The sequence below is a fragment of the Deinococcus planocerae genome (genome assembly GCF_002869765.1).
GTDB classification, from domain to species: domain Bacteria; phylum Deinococcota; class Deinococci; order Deinococcales; family Deinococcaceae; genus Deinococcus; species Deinococcus planocerae.
This window is the reverse complement of the sequence record NZ_PNOR01000012.1, coordinates 1-19,811: the sequence shown is the minus strand read 5'-3', so window position 1 is coordinate 19,811 and position 19,811 is coordinate 1. Positions and strand designations below refer to the sequence as shown.

16 protein-coding genes are annotated in these 19,811 nt (G+C 71.7%); 7 read left to right on the top strand and 9 right to left on the bottom strand.

Annotated features, from left to right (window positions below):
• The 8 genes from A7B18_RS08555 to A7B18_RS08520 all read right to left on the bottom strand — a co-directional run bounded on the left by A7B18_RS08555 (position 1) and on the right by A7B18_RS08520 (position 11,605).
• Entirely contained in the window at positions 1-1,116 is a 1,116-nt protein-coding gene (locus A7B18_RS08555) for a Gfo/Idh/MocA family protein (protein ID WP_102126272.1), read from the bottom strand.
• Between the two features lie 34 nt (positions 1,117-1,150).
• The gene (locus tag A7B18_RS08550; protein WP_102126271.1) at positions 1,151-1,975 is read right to left on the bottom strand and encodes a sugar phosphate isomerase/epimerase family protein; all 825 of its coding nucleotides are present in this window, start codon (positions 1,973-1,975) and stop codon (positions 1,151-1,153) included.
• An 84-nt stretch (positions 1,976-2,059) separates the two neighbouring features.
• Positions 2,060-4,531: a glycoside hydrolase family 3 C-terminal domain-containing protein gene (locus tag A7B18_RS08545; RefSeq protein WP_102126270.1), complete on the bottom strand. Its 2,472-nt coding sequence runs from the start codon at positions 4,529-4,531 to the stop codon at positions 2,060-2,062.
• Positions 4,532-4,584: 53 nt separating this feature from the next.
• Entirely contained in the window at positions 4,585-5,625 is a 1,041-nt protein-coding gene (locus tag A7B18_RS08540) for an ABC transporter ATP-binding protein (protein ID WP_102126269.1), read from the bottom strand.
• Entirely contained in the window at positions 5,606-7,558 is a 1,953-nt protein-coding gene (locus A7B18_RS08535; RefSeq protein WP_102126268.1) for a dipeptide/oligopeptide/nickel ABC transporter permease/ATP-binding protein, read from the bottom strand. The genes A7B18_RS08540 and A7B18_RS08535 overlap by 20 nt, the downstream gene beginning before the upstream one ends.
• Positions 7,555-8,541: an ABC transporter permease gene (locus A7B18_RS08530; protein ID WP_102126267.1), complete on the bottom strand. Its 987-nt coding sequence runs from the start codon at positions 8,539-8,541 to the stop codon at positions 7,555-7,557. The genes A7B18_RS08535 and A7B18_RS08530 overlap by 4 nt, the downstream gene beginning before the upstream one ends.
• 317 nt (positions 8,542-8,858) lie before the next feature.
• Positions 8,859-10,499: an ABC transporter substrate-binding protein gene (locus tag A7B18_RS08525; RefSeq protein ID WP_180970076.1), complete on the bottom strand. Its 1,641-nt coding sequence runs from the start codon at positions 10,497-10,499 to the stop codon at positions 8,859-8,861.
• A 62-nt stretch (positions 10,500-10,561) separates the two neighbouring features.
• Positions 10,562-11,605, bottom strand: a complete 1,044-nt coding sequence (locus A7B18_RS08520; protein ID WP_102126265.1) for a LacI family DNA-binding transcriptional regulator — start codon at positions 11,603-11,605, stop codon at positions 10,562-10,564.
• A gap of 171 nt (positions 11,606-11,776) precedes the next feature.
• Between A7B18_RS08520 and A7B18_RS08515 the strand changes: the two genes are divergently transcribed.
• The gene (locus A7B18_RS08515; RefSeq protein ID WP_245872798.1) at positions 11,777-13,078 is read left to right on the top strand and encodes a glycoside hydrolase family 125 protein; all 1,302 of its coding nucleotides are present in this window, start codon (positions 11,777-11,779) and stop codon (positions 13,076-13,078) included.
• Here A7B18_RS08515 and A7B18_RS08510 read toward each other — a convergent pair.
• Positions 13,055-14,524, bottom strand: coding sequence for a glycoside hydrolase family 3 N-terminal domain-containing protein (locus A7B18_RS08510; RefSeq protein WP_102126263.1), 1,470 nt, complete (start codon positions 14,522-14,524; stop codon positions 13,055-13,057). The genes A7B18_RS08515 and A7B18_RS08510 overlap by 24 nt on opposite strands.
• Before the next feature lie 185 nt (positions 14,525-14,709).
• Here A7B18_RS08510 and A7B18_RS08505 point away from each other — a divergent pair, with 185 nt between their 5' ends.
• The 6 genes from A7B18_RS08505 to A7B18_RS08480 form a co-directional block, all read left to right on the top strand.
• On the top strand, positions 14,710-15,171 hold the full coding sequence (locus tag A7B18_RS08505; protein ID WP_102126262.1) for an Rrf2 family transcriptional regulator: 462 nt from the start codon (positions 14,710-14,712) through the stop codon (positions 15,169-15,171).
• A complete protein-coding gene (locus tag A7B18_RS08500) occupies positions 15,161-16,090 on the top strand; it encodes an NAD(P)/FAD-dependent oxidoreductase (protein ID WP_102126261.1) in 930 nt (309 codons plus the stop codon). Before A7B18_RS08505 ends, A7B18_RS08500 begins: the two co-directional genes overlap by 11 nt.
• Positions 16,091-16,187: 97 nt before the next feature.
• The gene (locus A7B18_RS08495) at positions 16,188-16,844 is read left to right on the top strand and encodes a class I SAM-dependent methyltransferase (RefSeq protein ID WP_102126260.1); all 657 of its coding nucleotides are present in this window, start codon (positions 16,188-16,190) and stop codon (positions 16,842-16,844) included.
• A 73-nt stretch (positions 16,845-16,917) separates the two neighbouring features.
• Positions 16,918-18,201, top strand: coding sequence for a family 4 glycosyl hydrolase (locus A7B18_RS08490; RefSeq protein ID WP_102126259.1), 1,284 nt, complete (start codon positions 16,918-16,920; stop codon positions 18,199-18,201).
• On the top strand, positions 18,201-18,923 hold the full coding sequence (locus A7B18_RS08485; protein ID WP_102126345.1) for a glucosamine-6-phosphate deaminase: 723 nt from the start codon (positions 18,201-18,203) through the stop codon (positions 18,921-18,923). Before A7B18_RS08490 ends, A7B18_RS08485 begins: the two co-directional genes overlap by 1 nt.
• Positions 18,920-19,811 (top strand): N-acetylglucosamine kinase (locus A7B18_RS08480; RefSeq protein WP_245872797.1); only part of this gene is annotated, 892 nt, incomplete at its 3' end. The genes A7B18_RS08485 and A7B18_RS08480, both read left to right, overlap by 4 nt.

The window sequence follows — 19,811 nt, the reverse complement described above, 5'->3', positions numbered from 1 at the left end:
TTAAACTCCCGGCGCCCCCGCTGGCGTGCCCCGGAACCACCCGGGCTGGGCAGGCAGCGCCTCGGGTCGCTCGGCGTGGCTCGTGGGCGTCAGGGTCCGCTCCTGCTCGGCGGCCTCCAGAATCGTGTGCATCACGTCGAGGACGTGGAAGGCGAGGTCGCCGCTCGCCCGGTGGGGCGTGCCGCGCACCACGGCGTCGAGCATATCCGCCAGCCCGATGCCGCGCGCATTGCTCTGGAAGGGGCGGGTCAGCTCTACCGTCTCCCACTCCTCGGCTCCCCGGCGCCGGATTCTGAGAGGCCCCCCGAAGGTGTTGGGATCGGGCAGGCTCAGCGTCCCCTGGGTCCCGTACATCTCGATGCGCGGCAGCTCGCTCGCGGGCGTGTCGAAGCTGGCGATGAAGGTGGCGGCCTGTCCACCCGCAAAGCTCAGTTGGGCCGTGACGTGCGTGGGCGTGCTCACCTGAATCTTCTCCCCCTGCCGCGCCCCGCTGCCGACCACCCGCTCCTCGAACGCCTTGACGGCGCTGCCGCCCACCCGTGTCACGGCGCCGAGCATGTTCACCAGCGCGGTCAGGTAGTACGGCCCCATGTCGAAGAGCGGCCCCGCGCCCGGCTGGTAGAAGAAGTCGGGGCTGGGGTGCCAGGCTTCCGGGCCGCTCCCCATGAAAAAGGCCGTGGCGGCGACCGGGCGCCCGATGGCCCCGGCGTCGAGGAGTTCGCGCCCGGTCTGGAGCCCTGCGCCCAGGAAGGTGTCAGGGGCACAGCCGACCCGCAGCCCGCGCTCCTGAGCCTCCCGCAAGATGGCCCGCCCGTCCTCGCGCTCTACCGCCAGCGGCTTCTCGCTGTAGACGTGCTTCCCGGCGCTCAGGGCGGCCAGGCTCACCTCGGCGTGCGTGGCGGGCGGCGTGAGGTTCACGACGGCGACGATCTCCGGGTCGGCGAGGAGGTCCTCGCGCGTCATCGCCTGCGTGCCGTACTCGGCGGCCTGCGCACGGGCGCGGCCCAGGTCTATGTCGGTGACCGCCTTCACCTCGAACAGTGCAAGTTCGCGGGCGATCCCCAGGTAGGCGGCGCTGATGTTGCCGGTGCCGACGATGCCGATTCTGTGGGTCATGGTGTCTTCCTTCGGTGGGGGAGGGGAGAGGGACTTACCCTTCCCAGGTGGACAGGCCCTCGTCGATCAGCCGCCGCGCGCTTCTCTCCACGTCGGCGAACACGTCCCCGGCGCTGCGGTCCATCTCCAGCACGTGCCACCGCGCGGACGGGGCGGCCAGGAGGGCGGCGCGGTAGTCCACCACCCCTTCGCCGAGCGGCACCTGATCCGCCTCGGGCGTGGCCGGGCCGTCCTTGACGTGGAGGGCCAGCGTCCGGTCCCCGAGTTGCCGCAGGAGTTCCGCCGGGTCCTGCCCCGCCGTGCGCGCCCAGTAGGTATCGACCTCGGTGAAGACCGCCGGGTCGAGCAGGCCGAGCAGGGTGTCGTAGGCGGTCTGTCCATTCTCCAACGTGTTCCACTCCCACCAGTGGTTGTGGTAGCCGAGCCGGAGGCCCCGCGCGCCCGCGTTCTGCGCGGCCTCGTTCATCGCCCCCGCGAAGCGTTGGGTGCCGTCCAGGGTGGAGAGGGCGTCCCGCTCGAAGCCGTGAACCTCGCCGGGCCAGGAGACGACGGCGAGGGTGGCCCCAATCAGCTCCAGCTCGTCGAGGATGGCTTCGGCCTGCGGCCCGTACGGCGCGGCGGCGTGGACGGACGAGAGGTTCAGGCCGTGGTCGGCCAGGTCGCGGCGCAGGGTGGTCGCCGACGCCATCCGCGCGGCGGGGGTCTGATGGCGGCCCCCGATGCCGAAGGGCTCGACGTACCGGAAGCCGATCCCGGCGACCCGCGCCACGGTGGCGGTCGGGTCGGCCTGCCCGGCGTCGCGGAAGGTGTACATCTGCACCGAGAGGGTGCCTTTCTGAGTGTTCTGAGCATCGGTCATGCGGACCTCCGGGAGGGCGTGAGACTCTTGGTGAAAGGCCGTCTTCGAGATGATGACGCAGAGCCGGGCGGACTCCTCCGCGCCTCAGCCCACTGATTCGCTCCACTCCCCGGTCAGGGTGAGCGGCAGCCGCATGGGCAGGTCCGCGCTGCTCGTCCCGATCAGGACATCGAACTCCCCCGCGTCCGCCACCCAGGCGTTCCGGGCGTCGTCGAAGTAGGCGAGCGAGCGCATGTCGAGGGGCAAGGTGACCTCCCCGCTCTCGCCGGGCCCCAGCGTCACCTTCCCGAACGCCTTCAGTTCCTTCGCGGGCCGCTCCAGCGTCGTCTCCGCGTCGCGCACGTAGACCTGCACGACCTGCTGCCCCGCCCGCTCGCCCGTGTTGCGCACCCGCACGCTCACCCGGACCTTGCCGCCCGGCGCGATCCTCTCGGCGTTCAGCCGCGCGTCCTCCAACTCGAAGGTCGTGTAGCTCAGCCCGTGGCCGAAGGGGAAGAGGGGCGCCCGGCCCGCCCGGTCCACATGGCGGTAACCGATGAACAGCCCCTCCCGGTACTCGACGTGTCCGTTCTCGCCGGGGTACTGCACGTCGGGCGTCTCCGGGTGGGTGGGGTCGTCCTCCAGCCGGGCCGGGAAGGTCTGGGGCAGTCTCCCGCCGGGGTCGGCGTGGCCGAGGAGCACGTCGGCGAAGGCGTGCCCGGCCTCCTGACCGGGGAACCAGCCCTGCAAGAGGGCGGGCACCTCGCCCAGCCACGGCATCAGGACCGGGCCGCCCGTCTGGAGGAGAATGACCGTGCGCGGGTTGGCCGCCGTGACCGCCCGCACCAGTTCGTCCTGGCGGCCCGGCAGGTCCAGCCCCCAGCGGTCCACGCCCTCGGTCTCCCAGTCGCCGTTCGTCCCCACGCACACCACCGCGTAGTCGGCCTCGCGCGCCAGCCGCACCGCGTCCTCCAGCGCCGTGGGGGAGAGGGGTGCGCGGAAGCCCAGCCGCACGGCGTTCAGGGGCACGAACCCGCCCCCGTGCGGCTCGAACTCGACCGTGGCCGCGTGCTCCCCGGCACCGAGGACAATGCTTGCCCGCAGTTCGGCGCTGCCCATCCCGAAGTAGGTGTCGCCCGGCTGCCAGTTCGTCCGGTTGTCGATCACCTCCCGCCCGTCCACGAGGAGCCGGGTCAGCCCCGCGCTCGCCAGGCTCAGCTCGTACTCGCCGTCCGCGGGGACGCTCAGGGTCAGGCTCAGCCGGGCACGGAAGGACGCGGGGTTCACGCCCGTCGGGAAGGAGAACCACATGATCTCGCTTCCCCGGCGTTCCTCGGTCGCCACGGGTTCGCCGTCCGCGCCGAAGTATTCGAGATGCAGCGGAACGTCCAGCGTGGGCAGGAAGCGGTCGTTGTCGCACCCGACGGCGTGGGTGACGTTCTCCTCCCCCAGCGCCGCGCGCAACCCGTCGAGCGGGGAAACGCGGCGGTGGGCGTTCATCTGCGCGCTGCCGCCTCCCATGACCTGCCCGGTCGCCGCGTTCGGCCCGATCACGGCGACCCTCGCCCCGGCGGGGAGGGGGAGCAGACCGCCCTCGTTCTTGAGCAGCACGGTTCCCTCGGCCCCGGCCCGGCGAATCAGGGCGCGGGTGTCCGCGTACTCTTCGTCGCGTTCGCTCTCGTCGCGCACGTCGCGGGGCCGGTCGAAGGTCCCGGTGCGCTCGATCAGGCGCAAGACGTTGCGGGCGGCCTCACGCACCGCCCGCCGGGTCGCCTCGTCGTTCTGCGCCTCCTCCAGCAGCGCCCCCCTGGCCCTCGCCGGGCCGGGCATCTCCAGGTCGAGCCCCGCCCGCACGCTCTCGCCCGCCGAGTGGGTGCCGCCCCAGTCGCTCACCACCAGGCCGCCAAAGCCCCACTCGCCGCGCAAAATCTCCTTGATGAGCCTTGGATTCTCGCTGCAATACGTGCCGCCCAGCCGGTTGTACCCGGTCATGATCGCCCACGCGCCGCCCCGCTTGACCGTCATCTCGAAGGGCAGCAGGTACAGCTCGCGCAACGCCCGTTCGGGAATGTCCGAACTGATCGTGTTGCGCTCGTACTCCGACTCGTTGCCGACGTAGTGCTTGACGGTGGCCGCCACGCCCCTGGACTGGAGGCCCCGCACGTAGGCGGTCCCGAGGGTGCCCGTCAGGAAGGGGTCTTCCGAGTAGCTTTCGAAGTTGCGCCCGTTCAGCGTCGAGCGGAAGAGGTTCATCGTGGGGGCGAGGAGCACGCCCGCGCCCTTGTCCTGCGCCTCACGGGCGAGATGCTGGCCGACCTCGCGCAGCAACTCGGCGTTCCACGTGCTGCCCAGCGAGATGCCGACCGGGAAGGCCGCCGTCTTCTTCCCGCCGACGAGGGGACCGCCGCCGCGCGCCCCGGCGGGGCCGTCGGTGACCTTCAAGGAGGGGATGTTCAGGCGCGGGACAGGGACGGTGCGCCAGAAGTCGGCTCCGGCCAGCAGCGAGACCTGTTCCTCCAGGGTCATCTGGTCGAGCAAACGGTCGAGGTCGGGTGTTCGCGTGTCGGCCTTCGGCATGGGGAAACCTCGGAAAGGACGTGGGGGCGTCGTGCGGCGTCAGAAGCCCGCCGTCACGCCAGCGCCTCCTGCGGGTGGAGGGGCGGCTGGGCCGCCAGCGCGGGGTCGTGCAGGATGCAGCGGGCCTGGTGGCCGGGGCCCACGTCGTACATCCTCGGCAGGCCCTCGCGGCACACGGGCCGGGCGTGCGGGCACCTCGGCTCGAAGGGGCAGCCGGGCGGCAGGTTCGTCAGGTCGGGGACCTCGCCCCGCGCCTCGACGCGCTCTGGGTGCAGGCCCTCCTCGGGCTTGGGGGCCGCCGACTTGAGCAGTTGCGTGTACGGCATCTGCGGGTGGTCGATCACCCGCCCCGCCGGACCCACCTCCACGATGTGCCCGGTGTACATCACCGCGATGCGGTCGGCCATGTACCGCGCCCCCGCGAGGTCGTGGGTGATGAACAGCATGGAGAGCCCTTCCTGGTCCCGCAGGTCGAGCAGCAGGTTCATGATGTCGAGCCGGATGGACACGTCGAGCGCCGAGGTCGGCTCGTCCGCGAGGATCAGCTCGGGCCGGGCGGCCAGCGCGCGGGCGATCACCACCCGCTGCCGCTGCCCGCCGCTCAGCTCGTGCGGTTTCTTGGCGGCGTAGCTCGCGCCGGGCGAGAGGCCCACCCGGTCGAGGAGGGCGTTGACCTGCCCGGGCACGTCACGCCCCCTCGCCAGCCCGTGCAATTTCAGCGGGCGCGACAGGATGTACCCGACCGTGTGCAGGCCGTTGAGGCTGCCGTAGGGGTCCTGAAAGATCATCTGGACGTGCTTGCGAAATCTCCTCAGCCGCGCGCCGCCCATCCGCAGCGGCACCTCCTCGCCCGCGAGGCGCAGCGTCCCCGAGGTCGGCTCGTGCAGGTGGCCGATCAATCGGGCGACCGTGCTCTTGCCCGAGCCCGACTCGCCCACCAGTCCCAGCACCTCGCCGCGCCCGATGGTGAGGTCCACGTGGTTCACGGCGGTGACGCTCTTGCCCGCGCGCCCCACCTTGAAGACCTTGGTAAGTCCCCGCGCCTCCAGGGCGGTTCCGAGACTCGGGTGCGTGTCAGTCGCTGGCGAGAGCATGGCCCCCCTCCTGTGGTCCCGGCTCCTTCACGGCGGGCGAGTGCAGGAAGCAGGCGACCCGGTGCCCGGCCTCCACCTCGACGTTGGCGGGCTTGAGAACGTCGCAGGTCCCCGGCATCCGCGACGGGCAGCGGTCGTAGAAGGGGCAGCCCGGCAACTCCAGATTCAGCGGCGGCGGGCGCCCGGGAATCCCCTCGCGCCGCTCGCGCTCGCCGGAGAGCGGCGGGAAGGCCGTCATCAGCCGCCGGGTGTAGGGGTGCTTGGGCTGGCGGTAGATGTCGGCGGCGGGCGCCTCCTCCACGATCTCGCCCGCGTACATGATGGCGATGCGGTCGCTCATCTCGACCAGCAGCGAGAGGTCGTGGGTGATGAAGATGATGGCGATGCCGAGTTCCCGGCGCACCTCGTCGATCTCCTGCAAGATCTGCCGCTGCACCACCACGTCCAGCGCCGTCGTCGGCTCGTCCATCACCACCAGTTTCGGCTCCAGGGCGAGCGCGATGGCGATGACCACCCGCTGCTTCATCCCGCCCGAGAGCTGGTGCGGGTAGGCGTCGAGGTAACTCTCGCGGATGCCGACGAGCCGGAAGAGTTCCTTGGCCCGGGCCTCCAGCCTCGCCCTGTCCTTCACCCCGTGCGCCTGCATCGCGTCGTAGACCTGCTCCCGAATCTTGATGACCGGGTTGAGGATGTTCATGCTGGCCTGAAAGACGAGGGAATAGTCCTTCCAGCGCACCCGCCGCAGCTCCTCGGGACTCAGCGCGAGAAGGTCCTTGCCGTCCAGCACCGCCTCGCCGCCGAACACGGCTCCGGGGGGGTCGAGGAGCCGGGTCGCCGCGAAGGCCAGGGTGGACTTGCCGCAGCCCGACTCGCCCGCGAGGCCGACGAATTCTCCCCGCTTCACGTCCAGGCTCACGTCGCGCACGGCCCGCACCGGCCCGAGGGGGGTGACGTACCCCGCGTCGAGGTGCCGGATGGAGAGCAGGGAGTCGGCGGACTGCGGGGCCGCGACCTTCGCGCCCTTCCCGCGCCTCAGAACCTTGGTCGCCTTGTTCGCGTGGTTGGCCTTGGGGTTGGTGATCTCGTCGATGCCGAAATTCAGCAGCGCGCAGGCGGTCCCGAGCAGGGCGATCCCCAGCCCCGGCCACGCGAACCACCACCACGCCCCCTGGAGGAGGGCGCCCCGGGCCTGTGCCCAGTACAGCATGGTGCCCCAGGTGATCTTGCCCACGTCGCCCACCCCGATAAAGGAGAGGGACGCCTCGGCGAGGATGGCGTACAGCGCGGTGGAAAAGAAGTTCGCCATGATCAATCCCGCGAGGTTGGGCAGCATCTCCGCGAAGATGATCCGCCCCGGCCCCTCCCCGGTGGCGACGGCGGCCTGCACGAAGTCGCGCCCCCGCAGCGCCAGCGCCTGCCCGCGCAGCACCCGCGCCCCGAAGGCCCAGCCCGTCAGCGAGATCACCAGGATGATCGGCCACACCCCGCCGCCGCGCAGGAAGGCCCCCGCCACGATCAGGAGGGGCAGCCCCGGCAGCACGAGGAAGACGTTGATGACCGTGTTGATGATCTCGTCGGTGCGCCCCCCGAAGTAGGCGGCGGCGATGCCCAGGGTCGTGCCGATGGCGGTCGCCACCAATCCCGAGGCGAAGCCGATCAGGAGCGTGAGCCGTGCCCCGTACAGCAGTTGCGCCAGGATGTCCTGCCCCAGCGCGGTCGTGCCCAGCGGGTGCGCCGCCGAGGGCTTGAGCCACGTCCCGAACTCCAGCGAGGTCGGGTCGTAGGGGGTGAGCAGCGGGGCGAACAGGCCCATCAGCAGCAAGGCGAGCAGGATGGCCGCCCCCGCGGCGGCGCGCGGCGAGCGCAGCACGAAACGCAGGCCACGCGGGTTGAACCGCGGCCTGGGCGTGCGGCCCACGGGGATGACGGTCACGTGACCCTCCCGTCCCGCACGCGCGGGTCGAGGACCGCGTACAGCGCGTCCACGATGAAGTTGGCGATGAGGACCGCCAGCGCGATGAAGAGGAAGATCGCCTGCATCAGCGGGTAGTCGAGCCCCACGACCGCCTGGTACAGGTACAGCCCCAGGCCGGGGTACGAGAACACCGTCTCGGTGAGGATCGAGCCGCCCACCACGAACCCCAGCGCGATGCCGAAGGCGGTGAAGGAGGGCAGCAGGGCGTTTCTCAGGATGTAGCGGTTCAGGATGCGGCCATCAGATAAGCCCTTGGCCCGCGCGAAGGCGAGGTAATCTTCCCCCATCACGTTCATGACGTTGTTGCGCATGGTGATCAGCCAGCCGCCCGCCGACGTGACGATGATGGTCAGCGCGGGCAACACGGCGTGGTGCAGCATCGAACTCCACCACTGGGGGCTGAAGGTCGTCAGGAAGGGGTCGAGGTTCCCGCTGAGGGGAAAGACGCTCTGCCGGTACGCGAGGAAGTACAGCAGCAGCAGCGCGAACCAGAAGTACGGCATGGAGTTCAGGAAGAGGGCGAGCGGCGGCAGGGCGTCGGCCACCCGGCCCCCGCGCCGCCACGCCGAATACAGCCCGAAGGCGCTGCCGAGCAGGAACGACAGGATGGTCGTCACGCCGATCAACCCGATGGTCCACGGCGCCGCCTGCGCGATGATGTCGCTCACCGGGGTCGGGAACTGCCCGATGGAACGCCCGAAGTCGCCGCGCAGCAGCCGCCCGAGGTACTGGAAGTACTGCTCGATCAGGGTGCCCTGGTTGTCGAGGCCGTAAGCCTTGGTGAGCGCCGTGACCGCCTGCGGGTCGAGCCGCCCCTGGTACTTGGCGATCATCGCGCCGATGGGGTCGCCCGGCACCAGACGCGGCAGGATGAAGTTGAGGGTCACCGCCACCCACAGGGTGAACAGCAAGACGCCGAACTTACGCAGGAGGTAGGGCATGGGGGCCTCCTCAAGACGCGGGCGGGACGGGAGTGGTCCCAGTCCCACCCGGGGGAATGCAAGGCGAGGCGAGGCTTATTCGGGGCGAGGGGGTCTTTTGACCCCTCCCCCTTGACTCGCAGAGCCGCTTGCGGAGGGGGGAGGTTGGGACTCGTAGAGCTGCGCAGCAGAGGGGGTGAGCGGGCCTGGCGTGTGACCCAAGTTGAATGAGTGGCAGGCCGTCTTGCCGCCGCTGGCGCTGGTCACACGCCCCCTCTCCCCGGCCCTCTCCCGCAGGGGGAGAGGGAGAAAACACCCTCAGCCCGCCGGGGTGCGCCTCACTTGGGCTTGACGTTGAGGTACATCAGCCGTGCGCCGGGCACGTCGTCGGGGCTGCCGTCGTTGTAGGGGTTTTGCGCGGTCGGGAAGTTCGTGAACTTGCTGGTGTTGTACAGCGAGAACTGCGCGCGGTCGGTGAGGGGCACCCACGGCATGTCGCGCGCCACGGTCGAGATCATGGTGGAGACGGCCTGCTTCTGCGCGGCGGGGTCGCTGGTGGAGCGGAAGGCGGCGATGGCCTTCGTGAGGTTCGGGTTGGTGTAGCGCGAGAGGTTCGACGGGGCCGTCTTGCCCACGGGGGCGCTGAGTTCGGGCGAGAACGACGAGTAGAAGAGGTAATACGGGGAAGGCCCATTGCCCCAGCCCCAACTGATGCCCATGTCGTAGGTCGCGGTCTGGAGCCCGCCCGAGTAGCTGCTCCACGTCTGCTGGTCGATGGAGGTGTTGATGCCGACCCGCTTGAGGTTGTCGCCCACGACCTGCGCCATCGTGATGAAGTCGGTCCAGCCCGCGCCGACGAGAATCTTGAAGGCCGGGAGAGGCTGGCCGTCCTTGCCCAGGCGCACGCCCTGCGCGTTCTTGCGGTACCCGGCGGCGGTCAGCGCCCGGTCGGCGGCGGCGGGGTCGTACTTGGGAGCCATGCCCTTCATGGAGGCGGGCAGCCACTGCGCCTGCTGGGCGGGAATCACCGCGCTCGCCGGGGCGGCGTTCAGCACGCCCGAGTAGGCTTTTTGCGCCACGTCCTTCGTGTTGATCGCCGATGCCAGGGCGCGGCGGAAGGCGGGGTCATTGAAGGGGGCCTTCGTGGTGTTGAAGTACAAGAAGTTGGAGTTGTTCGTCGGCCACCAGTAGCTGAAGTTCGGGCCCTTGTCGGCGAAGCCTCCCTTGGGGTCGGGAATCCCGACGTAGCCGTAATCGGCCTCGCCCTTGAGGAGTTGCAGCAGCGCGGCGTCGTTGCCGTTCGTCGCGCGCCACACCACCGCGTCCACGTAGGGCTGGCCCTTGATCCAGTAGTTGGGGTTTTTCAGCACCCGCACCGCCTGCTGGCTGTAGGCGTCGAAGGTGAAGGGCCCGGTGCCGACCGGCTTGGAATTGGTGTAGGTCAGCGGGTCCGTGACGCTGCTCCACAGGTGCTGGGGCACGATGGGCGTCAGCGCCAGGTAGAAAAAGATCGGGGTGTTCGCGCGGTTGAAGGTGAAAGTGACGGTGTTGCCGCTCGCCCTCACGCCCGTCAGGCCGTTTTTCCACAGCCCGCTGAGGTCGAGCGCCGGGTACTGCTTGAGGTAGTTGAAGGTAAAGGCCACGTCGTTTGCCGTGAAGGCCCGGCCATCGTGCCACCTCACGCCGGGCCGGGTCGTGACCGTCAACGTCCTGTTGTCCGGGCTCCAGGCGTACCGCGTCCCCAGGACGTTGGTGACCTTGCCGTTCAGGCCGTTGACGTAAAAGAGCGTCTCGTAGATCGCCGAGTTCGTCGCCTGGAGGTGCTGGTCCCCGGGCGAAAAGGGGTTGAGGTTCTGCGCGCCCCACTGCGCCGCGCGCACGACCGTGAAGGTGGTCTTCGGTTGCTGGGCGAGGGCGAAGGCCCCGAGGGCGGCGGTGAGCAGGGCGAGGGGGGCGGCAAGGCGGGTCACTGGCTTCATGCGGAACCTCGGGAGAGTCTCCGGCGCGGCGCCGGGCGAGCGGGGCGGGTTGGGAATGGGGGTCAGCGGGACGGGGGGGGCGGGGGCCCGGTGGAGTCACGCACGATCAAGGTGGTGGGAAAGGGCGGGGGCGGGGCGGGCGACACGCCGCGCACGAGGTCGAGCAGCATCCGCACGGCGGCCCCGCCCATCTCGGGGAGCGGCTGGCGCACGGTGGTCAGGGGCGGGCGGCCCCGCGCGGCGGCCCCCACGTCGTCGTAGCCCACGACCGACAGCTCCCCGGGCACGCGCACCCCGCAACCCTCGGCGGCGCGCAGCACCCCCAGGGCCGCCGAGTCGTTGGCCGCGAAGATGGCGGTGGGCGGCTCGGGCAGGCGCAGCAGCTCGTGGGCGGCGCGCTCCCCGCCGACTTCGGTGAAGTCCCCGGCGGCCACGTACGGCGGGGGGAGGTCCACGCCGCCCTCCCGCAGCCCGTCGCGCAAGCCGCGTTCGCGCGCCCGCGATTCCTCTCGGTGGACCCAGACACCCTCCGGCCCCCGGATGTACGCCACCCGGCGGTGGCCCAGCGCCAGCAGGTGCCGGGCGACGAGGAGGCCGCCGTGCGCGTTGTCGCCCCGCACGCTGTAGGGGCTCAGAGACCCGGCGGTGACCACCGGCACGGCCCCCTCGAACATCTGGTGCTCGTCCCCGCTGGGTAGGATCAGCAGCACCCCGTCCGCGAGGGTCCGCAGCAGGGCCGCCCGCTCGCGCTCCAGGCTCACCCTCCCCGAGGTGGTGAACACCGCCAGATTCATGCCCGCGTCCTCGGCGGCGCCCAGTGCACCGTGGAGCAGCTCGGTCACGTAGGGCACTCCGTAGCGCGGGGCCAGCACGCCGATCAGGTTGCTGCGCCGCCCCGCCAGCCGCCGCGCCGCCGGATTCGCCACGTACCCGGTCTGCTCGACGGCGTGCAGGACCCGTTGCCGCGTCGCCTCGCTCATGCCGGGCTTCCCGTTGATGACGTTCGAGGCCGTCATCTTCGACACCCCCGCCAGGCGCGCGACATCCGCCAGGGTGGCCGGGGTCGGCGGCGGGGCAACGGAAGGCGGCGACACGAGGTCCGTCATGGGCGCTCCGGGGTGGAAAGCAGGACCCAGCCAGCGGGACGAAGAGGGCGGAGGACAGGACTCGCCGACAGCCTCGTGCTTAATCAAACTTTACTTTAGCGATAAAGTAGGCTTTTCGCGGGGGCGTGTCAAGGTGCCTTGCCCGGGCGGACCCGGCGCACAATGGGCGGCGTGACCCATTCCAGCCTGCAAGCCCCTCTTGACGAGGTGAGGCGCGTCTTTGCCACGCGACCGGACGTGGCGCGCGTCTTCGCCCGCTGCCTGCCGAATACCCTGGAGACCACCGTGCAGCCGCGCGGGGACGGCACGACCTTCGTGGTGACGGGCGACATCCCTGCGATGTGGCTGCGCGACTCGGCGGCGCAGGTGTGGCCGTACCTCGCCCTGTGCGCGGGGGACGCGGAGGTGCGCGCCCTGCTGGGCGGCGTGATCCGCCAGCACGCGCGGCACCTCCTCACCGACCCCTACGCCAACGCCTTTAACGCCGAGCCCAATGGCGCGGGCCACGCGGGAGACGAACCCACCCGCCATCCCCTCGTGTGGGAGCGCAAGTTCGAGCTGGACTCGCTGTGTTACCCCCTGCGTCTCGCCCACCGTTACTGGCGGGTGACGGGCGACGCCGAACCTCTGAGGGGCGAGTTTCAGGACGCGGCACGGACCATCCTAGACGTGATGCGCACCGAGCAGCACCACGCCGGGCGCAGCCGCTACACCTTCTTCCGACCGGGCGACGTGGCCCCCACCGACAACCTGCCCAACGGGGGAGCGGGGAACCCGGTGGCGTACACCGGCATGGTCTGGTCCGCCTTCCGCCCCAGCGACGACGCGTGCACGCGCAACTACCACGTCCCCGGCAACATGATGGCGGTCGTGGAACTGCGCCACCTCGCCGAGATCGCGCGGGAGGTGTGGGGGGACGAGGCTTTCGCGGGCGAGGCCCTGTCCCTGGCGGACGAGATCGAGCGCGGCATCGAGACCCACGCGGTCGTCGAGCACCCCACCTACGGGCGGATGTACGCCTACGAGACCGACGGGCTGGGCCACCACGTCCTGATGGACGACGCCAACGTGCCGAGCCTGCTCTCGATTCCCTACCTGGGCTACCGTCCCGCGAGCGACGAGACGTACCGAAACACCCGCGCCTTCGTGCTCAGCCCGGACAACCCGTATTTCTACCGGGGAACGTTCGCGGAAGGGATCGGCAGCCCGCACACGCCCGCGCCGCACGTCTGGCCCCTCGCGCTCGCCATGCGGGGACTAACGGCCACCGACGGGGACGAGCGGGACGAGATGCTGCATACGCTGTGCGCCACGACCGCCGGAACTGACCTGATGCACGAGAGCTTCCACCCGGACGACCCGGCGGTGTTCACCCGCGAGTGGTTCGGCTGGGCCAACAGTCTCTTCAGCGAGCTGGTGCTGCGCGGCCTGGAGGATGGGCGGCCCACCTCAGCGCCCGCCCGCGAGCCCTGACACGGCGGCCCGCAGGCTGGCGGGCTGAAAGCCGAAGGTGTTCACGGCAGGCAGCGGCAGCTCGGCGCTCAACTCCGGGTTCCAGAGGTTGACGTGCAGGGCGCGCGGGTGGGCGGCGAGCCCGCGGGCCAGGTCCACCTCGGCGTCCAGCGCGACCCGGCGGGCGGTGAAGAGGACAGCGGCGTCGAAGCGGGCGAGATCGCCGGGGTCGGGCACGTCCGGGCCGTACGCGACGACCTCGCACGCCGGGAAGTGCTCGCGGAGCAGCGCGGTGAGCCCCTGGGCGAGTGGCACCCGGTCGCTCGCGGCCCCGCCGTCGGAGGACGCGGGCACGAGGGCGAGGAGGCGCGCCTCCCGGGCAAGGGGGAGTGGGACCTCACCCCGCACCCGCACGGCGGCGCGGGCGGCGTCCTCGATGTCCTGCCACACGGCGCCGTCTCCCAGCACGTCCTCCAGCGCGCGGAGGTCGGGCTCGGGGAAGGGGAAGCGGGCGAGGGCCGCACGCCAGCGCCGCAGGCTGCGGGCCACCGCCTCGTCACTCGGCGGCGCGGCGGCAAAGTCTCGCACCACGGGGTCCTGCCCCGCGAGGTCGGGGGCGAAGACCAGCGCGTGGTCGGCCCCGGCCTCGATGCTCCGGCGGGCCGACTCGGCCTGAGGGTAGAGGTCCAGCAGGGCGCCCATGTGCAGGGCGTCGGTGTACACCAGCCCGCCAAAGCCCAGCCGGGAACGCAGGTCGCCCAGGATATGCGGGCTGATCGTCGCGGGCTCGGGCGCAATGCGTGGCAGCAGCAGGTGGGCGGTCATGACGGACGCGAGCCCGGCCTCTATCGCTGCCCGGAACGGCGCGAGCTCCACCGCGTCGAGGTCGGCCTGGGTGCAGTCCAGCGTCGGCAGGGCGAGGTGCGAGTCCACGTCGGCGTCGCCGTGGCCGGGGTAGTGCTTGGCGACCGCCATCACCCCCGCCGCGTGGTGCCCGCGCAGGAACGTGAGGCCGTGGCGGCTCACGACCTCCACCGTCTCCCCGAACGCCCGCTCCCCGATGACCGGGTTGCGCGGGTTGGTGTTCACGTCGAGCAGCGGCGCGAAGTTGACGTTGATGCCCAGGGCGCGCAGCCCCCGGGCCATGCCGTTCGAGACGCGCCGGGTCCGCTCCGGGTCGTCCCCCTCGCCCAGCACGCGCCCGCCCGGCGAAACGGGCAGCCCCGGCAGCCGCACGACCGACCCGCCCTCCTGGTCGATGCTCACGAGCACGTCCGGGCCGAGCACCCCCCGCAGGTCGGTCACCAGCCGCGCCACGTCCTCCAGCCGCGTGAGGCTTCCGCGAAAGAGGCACACGCCGCCGACCGGGTGCCGCTCGAAAAACCGCCGCTCCGCCGGGCCGAGGGGGTGCATGGGCAGGCTGACCGTGAGCAGCTTGCGGGGGTCGGACGCGGTGGGGGCTGTCATGTCCGCAGGGTGACGTATAGGTCGGCTGGGCGGCAACCGGGCACACGCCGGTTTCCGGCCCCACCAACAACACGAGGACGCCACCCCCGGGGGCGGATGGCGGGCTTGCCCGATGTCCCGGCCCAACAGCGGCGGCGAGTCACGAATTTGACAGCTCCTCCTCCTTATGTAACAGTTGGAGTGTCATGAACCTCGACAGCCGCCTCTCCAGCGTGCTTCATCTGCTGCTGCACCTGATGGAGTCCCGGCAGGCCATCCCCTCCGGGCGCCTCGCCACCGCCATGAACAGCAACCCCGTGGTGGTCCGCCGCACGATGGCCGGGCTGCGGGACGCGGGCCTGGTCACCTCCGAAAAGGGGCACGGCGGCGGCTGGCGCCTGGCCTGCGACCCGGCCCGGACGACCCTGCTGGACGTGTACCGGGCCCTGGGCTCGCCCACCCTGTTCGCCGTCGGCAACCGCTCGCAGAGCCCGACCTGCCTGATCGAGCAGGCCGTCAACGCGGCCCTGGACGACACTTTGCGGGAGGCGGGCGCCCTGATTGCCGCGCGGCTCCAGACCCTGACGCTGGCGGCTCTGGCGCGCGACTTCGAGTCTCGCCGCCACCTGTCCCTCTGCGCCCCACAGGAGAACACCCATGCTTTATGACGCTCTGGTGATCGGCGGCAGCTACGCCGGGCTGTCCGGCGCGATGCAAATTGCCCGCAGTGGCCGCCCCGTCTGCGTCCTGGACGGCGGGAGGCCCCGCAACCGCTTCGCCGCCCACTCCCACGGCTTTTTTGGTCAGGACGGGCAGGCCCCGCGCCAGATGATCGCCCGCGCCCGCGCCGACCTCGCCGCCTACCCCAACGTGACCTTGCTGGACACCCTGGCGACCCGTGCCCGACGTGACGGGGACGCTTTTTGCGTCACCCTCGCCTCCGGGGGGACCCTCCGCGCCCGGAAGCTGCTGCTGGCCTACGGGGTCGTGGACCTGTTGCCCGACCTGCCCGGCGTGGCCGAGCGCTGGGGACGGACCGTGCTGCACTGCCCGTACTGCCACGGCTACGAAGTCCGGGGCGAGCGGCTGGGCGTGCTGAGCGTGCTGCCGCAGTCCACCCACCAGGCCCTGCTGATCTCGGACTGGGGCCCCGTCACCTTCTTCCTGAACGGCGGGCCGCCGCCGGACGCCGTGACGCTGGCGAAGTTCGCCCAACGCGGGATCACGGTCGAGCCCGCGCCGATCCTGGGGCTGGAGGGTGACCTCCCTGCGCTGGAAGGCGTGCGCCTCACGGGTGGCCCCCTCGTTCCCGTGGGCGCCCTCTTCCTGGCCTCACGCGTCCGTCCGGCCAGTGACCTCGCCACGCAACTGGGCTGCGCCCCCGTGGACGGCCCGCAGGGACCGATGATCCAGACGGACGCGGGCAAGCAGACCAGCGTGCCGGGCGTGTACGCGGCGGGTGACCTCACGCCGGGCATCGGCAACGCCTCGATGGCCGCCGCCGATGGGGTGTTCGCCGGAGCCTCGCTGCACCAGTCGCTGATCTTCGGGCCGCTCTCGGCGCTGGAGCCGGTGGCGTCGGACTGATCTCACACCGCAGAACTGTTTTCCCCTCGGGACGTGATTCGGGCCGCGTTCGGCGCCCCGCCGCGTCCTTTCCCCTCGACCCTCTGGAGGCCTCAAGATGAACGAGCAAACAGGCGACCCCTCCCTCCCGTCCACCGCCCAGGCGTACTGGGAGCAGCGGTACCAGGACCACCCCCGGCCCTGGACCGGGCGACCCAACGCCATCCTGGCGCGGTGGGTGGAAGCGCTGACGCCGGGCACCGCCCTCGACCTGGGGTGCAGCGAGGGCAACAGCGCCGTCTGGCTGGCCGGGCAGGGCTGGCAGGTCACCGGCGTGGACATCTCGGCCACGGCTCTGGAACGCGCCGCCCGCCACGCCGCCGACGCGGGGGTGGGCGCCCGCACCCACTTCGAGCAGCACGATCTGGAAGTGAGCTTTCCGGCGGGGCAGTTCGATCTGGTGTACGCGCTCTACCTGCAATCGCCCGTCGCGTTTCCCCGGGACGCGGTGCTGCGGCGGGCCGCCGACGCCGTGGCCCCCGGTGGGCTGCTGCTGGTGATCGAGCACGCCTCGGCGCCCTCCTGGGTGAGAGAGCCGAAGGTCCAGTACCCGACCGCGCGGGAAGCGCTCGACTCCATCGGCCTGAATCTTGACGGGTGGGACCTTCTCTTTCTGGGAACCCCGGAACGGGCCGTGACCGAAACGACCGGCCCGGACGGTCAGCCGGGCACGATCAGGGACAACATCATCGCGCTTCGGCGGTTGGGGCCCTGACGACGGCGGAGGAGCCCGGCCCCGCCGGAACTCGTCTCGACCAGCGCCCAACGCAGTAGCATCAATCACCCTTATGGCGAGCATCAAGCTGGCATACATCGGCGGCGGCAGCACCCGCGCGCCGGGCACGGTGGCGTCGTTCATCCGGCAATCGGAGAACTTCGCGGGGTCGGAGATCGTCCTCGTGGACCTCGACGCGGGGCGGCTGGACCTCGTGCGGCGGCTTGCGGAGCGGATGATTGAGGCGCAGGGCGCCGACCTGCGGGTGACGGCGACCACCGACCGCGAGGCCGCCCTACCCGGCTGCGACGCGGTGCTGTCGAGTTTCCGGCCCGGCGGCTTCGAGGCGCGGGCGCTCGACGAGCGGATTCCGCTCTCGCACGGCGCTATCGGACAGGAGACGCAGGGGGCGGGGGGCTTTTTCATGGCGCTGCGGGCGCTGCACGTCACGCGCGGGCTGGTCTCGGACATGGCGCGGCTGTGCCCGGGGGCGACCCTCTTCAACTACACCAACCCCGTGAACATCATCGCGCAGGCGGTGGCCGACCATTCGGAGGTCCCGGTCATCTCGCTGTGCGAGGGGCCCATCGTGTTCCCGCTCGAACTCGCGCACATGGCGGGTCTCGACCCGGCGCGGGTGCGGGCCACGATGGTCGGCCTCAACCACGCCTGCTGGAGCGTGGAGGCGGAGTATGACGGGGAACCGCTGCTGCCGCTCCTCGAACGCGCGCTGGAGGAGGGCGTGGAGGACTCCTGGGACCGCCGCCTCCTGCACCTCGCCGTCACGATAGGGTCCCTGCCCGCCTCGTACATGAAGTACTACTTCTACGAGGAGGACATGCTGGCCGAGCTGCGCGCCAAATCCACCACGCGCGCCCAGGACATCCTCGCGGAGGTGCCCGACTACTGGGCGCACTACCGCGAGCAGGTGGAGGCCCCGGAGCCCACCCTCGACCCGGCCCGCTCGCGCGGCGGCATCTTCGAGCTGGAGGTCGCGGTGGACGTGATGGACGCGGTGTTCAACGACCGGGGCGAGGTGTGGCCGTGCAACGTGGTGAATGGCGGGGCCATCGCCGACTTCCCCCACGGGCAGGTCGTGGAGGTGCCGTGCCGGGTGGACCGCCGGGGTGCGCGTCCGCTCTCGGGCTTCCGGGTGCCGTCCCCCGTGCGGGGTCTGCTGGACGCTCTCGGCGAGTACCAGCAACTTGCGGCGGACGCGGGGTGGCACGGGTCGCGCGGGGACGCCCTGCGTGCCCTCGTCAGTAACCCCCTCGTCCGCACGCTGCCCCTCGCCGAGCGGCTGTACGGCGACCTCGCGCGAGCGCACCGCGAGTACCTGCCGGAGCGGCTGTGGTGATGGCGGGCGGGGTGAAGGTGGAGGTGCTGGAGGACGCGGACGCCCTCGCCCGCCGCGCTGCCGACCTCATCGGGGACGCGGTGCGGGCCAAACCGGCGCTCTCGGTCCTCGTCGCCACCGGCAATACCCCGATGGCGACGTACGCGGAGCTGGCCCGGCGGGGGCTGGACGCCTCACGCCTGACCGCCGTGCAGCTCGACGAGTACCTCGGGGTGGGCGAGGACGACCCGCGCTCGCTGTGGGGGTGGATGCGCCGCGCCTTCGTGGAGCCGCTGGGGGTGGGGAAGGTCGTCCGGCTGGGGGGCGGAATCTTCGACCCCGACACGGCCTGCCGCCGCTACGAGGCGGAGGTTTCGGCCCTCGGCGGGATCGACCTCGCGGTCCTGGGGCTGGGGCCGAACGGGCACCTGGGCTTCAACGAGCCGCCGTGCGGGCGGGGCGCGCCGACGCGGGTGGTGACGCTGACGCCGGAGAGCCTGGCGAGCAACGCCGGGTACTGGGACGGGCAGGCGGTGCCCCGGCGGGCGCTGACGGCGGGGATGGACGTGATCCTGTCCGCGCGCCAGATTCTGCTGCTCGTGAGCGGCGAGCACAAACGGGACATCCTCGCCCGCACCTTGAAGGAACCGCCCACGCCCGCGGTGCCCGCCTCGTGGCTCCAGGGGACGCAGGCGACGGTCCTGGCCGACCGCGCCGCGTGGCCGGGGACGGCCCCCGCGTGAGCGCCCCCGGGCTCGTCCTCGGGATCGACGCGGGCAACACCAAGACGGTCGCGCTCGTGGTGGGCGCCGCCGGGCGCGTGCTGGGGTGGGGGCGCGGGGGGCGCGGCAACATCTACGTCTCCAAACGGGACGCCCTCGCCGCCATCGACCGGGCGGTGGTGGGGGCGCTGGCGATGGCGGGCGCGCGGGCCGCCGAGTTGCGCGCCGCCGTCCTGAGCGCGACGGGCGCCGACTGGCCCGAGGACTTCGCGCTGTTGAGGGCCGAGCTGACCTCACGCGGCTGGGGCGAGTCCCGCGAGGTCGTCAACGACGCCGTGGGCGCCCTGCACGCCGCCTCCCCGTCCGGGACGGGCGTGATCGTCGCCTGCGGCACGGGCGCGGGCATCGCCGCCGCCGCCCCGGATGGCCGGACCTGGCACACGAGCTACTGGCAGGAACCGGAGGGCGCCGAGGAACTCGGGGAGGCGACCCTGCGCGCGGTGTACCGGGCGGAACTCGGCCTGGACCCGCCCACCGCGCTGACGGCGCGGGTGCTGGCCCTCTACCGTCTGGGGAGCGTGGAGGCGCTGTTGCACGCCTTCACCCGCCGGGACCGCCGCCCGCCGGGCCGGGTGGGCCGCCTCGCACGGGTGCTGCTGGACGCGGCGGAGGGCGGAGACGAGACGGCGGCCCGGCTCGTGCGGGAACACGGCGCGGCCCTAGGCGACTACGCCCTCGTGGCCGCGCGGCGGGTGGGCCTGGGCGGCGCGGCCTTCGACCTGTACGCGGCGGGGGGCGTGATGCGCCACCCCTCGCCCCTGCTGCGGGACGCCCTGCTCGCGCGGGTGCGGCGGGGGCGGGGCCCCGCCCCCGCCCCCCCCCCCCCCGCCCGCAGGCTGGGCAGGGTGA